The following is a 5,383-nucleotide window of genomic DNA, read 5'->3' on the forward strand; positions in this document are numbered from 1 at the left end:
GATCCCCCAACTACTCTCGGCGTGCAGAAGCTTAACTACTGTGTTCGGCATGGGAACAGGTGTATCCTTCTGGCTATCGCCACCACACTGTGGTGCTAGAAAGAACTTCGTTCTCTCAAAACTAGCTAATATTAATTTCTGTATCCTCAAACACCAATTTACTTGGTTAAGTCCTCGACCGATTAGTATTGGTCCGCTCCATACATCGCTGTACTTCCACTTCCAACCTATCTACCTGATCATCTCTCAGGGGTCTTACTTCCATAAAGGAATGGGAAATCTCATCTTGAGGCGAGTTTCACACTTAGATGCTTTCAGCGTTTATCTCATCCATACATAGCTACCCAGCGATGCGCCTGGCGGCACAACTGGTACACCAGCGGTATGTCCATTCCGGTCCTCTCGTACTAGGAACAGCTCCTCTCAAATTTCCTACGCCCGCGACGGATAGGGACCGAACTGTCTCACGACGTTCTGAACCCAGCTCGCGTACCGCTTTAATGGGCGAACAGCCCAACCCTTGGGACCGACTACAGCCCCAGGATGCGATGAGCCGACATCGAGGTGCCAAACCTCCCCGTCGATGTGGACTCTTGGGGGAGATAAGCCTGTTATCCCCAGGGTAGCTTTTATCCGTTGAGCGATGGCCCTTCCATACGGTACCACCGGATCACTAAGCCCGACTTTCGTCCCTGCTCGACCTGTCTGTCTCGCAGTCAAGCTCCCTTCTGCCTTTACACTCTGCGAATGATTTCCAACCATTCTGAGGGAACCTTTGGGCGCCTCCGTTATTATTTGGGAGGCGACCGCCCCAGTCAAACTGCCCACCTGACACTGTCTCCCACCACGCTTAGTGGTGCGGGTTAGAGTGTTCACACAGCGAGGGTCGTATCCCACCAGCGCCTCCACCGAAACTAGCGTTCCGGTTTCTACGGCTCCGACCTATCCTGTACAAGCTGTGCCAACACCCAATATCAAGCTACAGTAAAGCTCCATGGGGTCTTTCCGTCCTGTCGCGGGTAACCTGCTTCTTCACAGGTATCTTAATTTCACCGAGTCTCTCGTTGAGACAGTGCCCAGATCGTTACGCCTTTCGTGCGGGTCGGAACTTACCCGACAAGGAATTTCGCTACCTTAGGACCGTTATAGTTACGGCCGCCGTTTACTGGGGCTTCATTTCTGGGCTTCGCCGAAGCTAACTCATCCACTTAACCTTCCAGCACCGGGCAGGCGTCAGCCCCTATACGTCATCTTACGATTTTGCAGAAACCTGTGTTTTTGATAAACAGTCGCCTGGGCCTTTTCACTGCGGCTGACCTTGCGGTCAGCACCCCTTCTCCCGAAGTTACGGGGTCATTTTGCCGAGTTCCTTAACGAGAGTTCACTCGCTCACCTTAGGATTCTCTCCTCGACTACCTGTGTCGGTTTGCGGTACGGGTAGTAGTTAATTCGCTAGAAGCTTTTCTCGGCAGTGTGACGTCAGTCGCTTCCCTACTTTATTTCGGTCCTCATCACTGCTTGTCAACCCGTAAGTAAGCCTTTCACTCCCTTACTGACTTGCAGCTTGAACGCACATTTCCAGCCGTGCGCACAACTTAGCCTCCTGCGTCCCTCCATCACTCAAACATCAACTACTAGTACAGGAATCTCAACCTGTTATCCATCGCCTACGCCTCTCGGCCTCGGCTTAGGTCCCGACTAACCCTGGGAGGACGAGCCTTCCCCAGGAAACCTTAGTCATTCGGTGGATCAGATTCTCACTGATCTTTCGCTACTCATACCGGCATTCTCACTTCTAAGCGCTCCACCAGTCCTTACGGTCTGACTTCATTGCCCTTAGAACGCTCTCCTATCACTTGACCAAAGGTCAAGTCCACAGTCTCGGTAATATGCTTAGCCCCGGTAAATTTTCGGCGCAGAATCACTCGACTAGTGAGCTATTACGCACTCTTTAAATGGTGGCTGCTTCTGAGCCAACATCCTAGTTGTCTATGCAACTCCACATCCTTTTCCACTTAGCATATATTTAGGGACCTTAACTGGTGGTCTGGGCTGTTCCCCTTTCGACGATGGATCTTATCACTCACCGTCTGACTCCCGGACATAAATCAATGGTATTCGGAGTTTATCTGAACTCAGTAACCCATGACGGGCCCCTCATCCAAACAGTGGCTCTACCTCCATGATTCTAATTCCGAGGCTAGCCCTAAAGCTATTTCGGAGAGAACCAGCTATCTCCAAGTTCGTTTGGAATTTCACCGCTACCCACACCTCATCCCAGCACTTTTCAACGTACACGGGTTCGGCCCTCCAGTGCGTTTTACCGCACCTTCAGCCTGGACATGGGTAGATCACCTGGTTTCGGGTCTACAGCTACATACTTAGTCGCCCATTTCAGACTCGCTTTCGCTGCGGCTCCGGCTTTTCACCTTAACCTTGCATGCAACCGTAACTCGCCGGTTCATTCTACAAAAGGCACGCTATCACCCATTAACGGGCTCTAACTGCTTGTAGGCACATGGTTTCAGGAACTGTTTCACTCCCCTCCCGGGGTGCTTTTCACCTTTCCCTCACGGTACTGGTTCACTATCGGTCACTAGGGAGTATTTAGCCTTGGGAGATGGTCCTCCCGGATTCCGACCACGTTTCACGTGTGTGGCCGTACTCAGGATCCTGAACTGAGGGATAACGATTTCGCCTACGGGGCTATCACCCTGTTTCGCTGAGCTTCCCAGCTCATTCAGCTATCATTATCTTTGTTAACTCAAATGTTCAGTCCTACAACCCCAACAAGCAAGCTCGTTGGTTTGGGCTGTTCCCCGTTCGCTCGCCGCTACTGAGGGAATCGAATTTTCTTTCTCTTCCTGTGGGTACTGAGATGTTTCAGTTCCCCACGTCTACCTCTTAATAGCTATGTATTCACTATTAAGTAACAATCGACTAAGATTGCTGGGTTTCCCCATTCGGAAATCTCCGGATCAAAGCTTACGTACAGCTCCCCGAAGCATATCGGTGTTAGTCCCGTCCTTCATCGGCTCCTAGTGCCAAGGCATCCACCATGCGCCCTTGATAACTTAACCTCACAGCACTTCGTGCTGCGTTAAAGTTATTGAGTATTGCGATACTACATTAAAAAACTCAATTTAATACGCGGTGTTCTCGGTTGAAATTATATTATAAATATAATTCACTACAGAAATTAATATTATCTAGTTTTCAAAGAACCAAGTTTGTCACTTCGTGACAATGGAGAATAGCGGGATCGAACCGCTGACCCCCTGCTTGCAAAGCAGGTGCTCTCCCATCTGAGCTAATTCCCCAAGTTACTCCGGTCGTCTGGCCGGTGGATGGGCCTAAATGGACTCGAACCATCGACCTCACGCTTATCAGGNATCTTCCGATACTATATATGAGAGTAAACCTCTCAAAACTGAACAAAACATTGATGAAATGTGCTGGTTTCCGTTTTTCCTTAGAAAGGAGGTGATCCAGCCGCAGGTTCTCCTACGGCTACCTTGTTACGACTTCACCCTAATCATCTGTCCCACCTTAGACGGCTGGCTCCTAAAAGGTTACCCCACCGGCTTTGGGTGTTACAAACTCTCATGGTGTGACGGGCGGTGTGTACAAGGCCCGGGAACGTATTCACCGTGGCATGCTGATCCACGATTACTAGCGATTCCGACTTCATGCAGGCGAGTTGCAGCCTGCAATCNTGTGCTGGTTTCCGTTTTTCCTTAGAAAGGAGGTGATCCAGCCGCAGGTTCTCCTACGGCTACCTTGTTACGACTTCACCCTAATCATCTGTCCCACCTTAGACGGCTGGCTCCTAAAAGGTTACCCCACCGGCTTTGGGTGTTACAAACTCTCATGGTGTGACGGGCGGTGTGTACAAGGCCCGGGAACGTATTCACCGTGGCATGCTGATCCACGATTACTAGCGATTCCGACTTCATGCAGGCGAGTTGCAGCCTGCAATCCGAACTGAGAACGGCTTTAAGAGATTAGCTTGACCTCGCGGTTTCGCGACTCGTTGTACCGTCCATTGTAGCACGTGTGTAGCCCAGGTCATAAGGGGCATGAGGACTTGACGTCATCCCCACCTTCCTCCGGTTTGTCACCGGCAGTCTTGCTAGAGTGCCCAACTAAATGCTGGCAACTAACAATAAGGGTTGCGCTCGTTGCGGGACTTAACCCAACATCTCACGACACGAGCTGACGACAGCCATGCACCACCTGTCATTCCGTCCCCGAAGGGAACGCCCAATCTCTTGGGTTAGCAGAAGATGTCAAGACCTGGTAAGGTTCTTCGCGTTGCATCGAATTAAACCACATGCTCCACCGCTTGTGCGGGCCCCCGTCAATTCCTTTGAGTTTCAACCTTGCGGTCGTACTCCCCAGGCGGAGTGCTTAATGCGTTAGCTGCAGCACTGAAGGGCGGAAACCCTCCAACACTTAGCACTCATCGTTTACGGCATGGACTACCAGGGTATCTAATCCTGTTCGCTACCCATGCTTTCGAGCCTCAGCGTCAGTTACAGACCAGACAGCCGCCTTCGCCACTGGTGTTCTTCCATATATCTACGCATTTCACCGCTACACATGGAGTTCCACTGTCCTCTTCTGCACTCAAGTCTCCCAGTTTCCGATGCACTTCTCCGGTTAAGCCGAAGGCTTTCACATCAGACTTAAAAGACCGCCTGCGCTCGCTTTACGCCCAATAAATCCGGACAACGCTTGCCACCTACGTATTACCGCGGCTGCTGGCACGTAGTTAGCCGTGGCTTTCTGGTTGGATACCGTCACTGAATGAACAGTTACTCTCATCCACGTTCTTCTCCAACAACAGAGTTTTACGAGCCGAAACCCTTCTTCACTCACGCGGCGTTGCTCCATCAGACTTTCGTCCATTGTGGAAGATTCCCTACTGCTGCCTCCCGTAGGAGTTTGGGCCGTGTCTCAGTCCCAATGTGGCCGATTACCCTCTCAGGTCGGCTACGCATCATTGCCTTGGTGAGCCGTTACCTCACCAACTAGCTAATGCGCCGCGGGTCCATCCATAAGTGATAGCCGAAACCATCTTTCAAATGTAAACCATGCGGTTTACATTGTTATACGGTATTAGCACCTGTTTCCAAGTGTTATCCCCTGCTTATGGGCAGGTTCCCCACGTGTTACTCACCAGTTCGCCACTCGTCTCATTGTGAAATCTCTTTGGTGCAAGCACCGCCAATCATTCACCAAGACGCGTTCGACTTGCATGTATTAGGCACGCCGCCAGCGTTCGTCCTGAGCCAGGATCAAACTCTCAGTTTTACCTGAGCTGTTTGTAAGCTCATGATTTTAATTTGTTACTTAAAAGCGAATTGACTTCGCAAATGTT

The 5,383-nt window shown here is 50.8% G+C and carries 1 tRNA gene and 3 rRNA genes; all 4 read right to left on the reverse strand.

The window, feature by feature from the left end:
* Positions 1-87, reverse strand: a 5S ribosomal RNA gene (gene rrf / locus OXT66_RS09405); the annotation flags it as partial.
* Between the two features lie 75 nt (positions 88-162).
* Positions 163-3,080 (reverse strand): 23S ribosomal RNA (locus OXT66_RS09410).
* A gap of 167 nt (positions 3,081-3,247) precedes the next feature.
* Positions 3,248-3,320: transfer RNA gene (locus OXT66_RS09415), tRNA-Ala, on the reverse strand.
* Between the two features lie 421 nt (positions 3,321-3,741).
* Positions 3,742-5,316: ribosomal RNA gene (locus OXT66_RS09420) — 16S ribosomal RNA — on the reverse strand.
* Between the last annotated feature and the right edge of the window lie 67 nt (positions 5,317-5,383).

The sequence above is a fragment of the Lentilactobacillus senioris genome (genome assembly GCF_026798195.1).
In the GTDB taxonomy this organism is placed as follows: Bacteria; Bacillota; Bacilli; order Lactobacillales; family Lactobacillaceae; genus Lentilactobacillus; species Lentilactobacillus senioris_A.